Genomic DNA, 286 nt, shown 5'->3' with positions numbered 1-286 from the left:
ATTAGCATTATGAATAACGGTTTCCGTGCCTTTACAGATAATTGCTTAAAAGGAATTGAAGCGAATGAAGATCGCTTAAAAGAGTATGTTGAGAAAAGTGTAGGAATTATTACAGCCGTGAACCCTCATATCGGTTATGAAGCAGCAGCTCGCGTTGCGAAAGAAGCAATTGCAACAGGCCAATCCGTTCGAGAACTTTGTGTGAAAAATGGTGTATTGTCACAAGAAGACTTAGAGTTAATTCTAGATCCATTCGAAATGACACACCCAGGGATTGCAGGAGCAA

Annotated in this window: 1 protein-coding gene; it reads left to right on the top strand. The window is 40.2% G+C overall.

From position 1 onward, the window contains the following. On the top strand, positions 1–286 hold a 286-nt coding region (locus ACQGSG_RS29395), incomplete at both ends, for an aspartate ammonia-lyase (protein ID WP_426948802.1).

This window comes from Bacillus sp. GMa5/1, assembly GCF_050172015.1.
GTDB lineage: Bacteria > Bacillota > Bacilli > Bacillales > Bacillaceae_G > Bacillus_A > Bacillus_A cereus.
The sequence above is the reverse complement of the archived record's forward strand: the minus strand, read 5'-3'. Positions and strand labels throughout refer to the sequence as shown.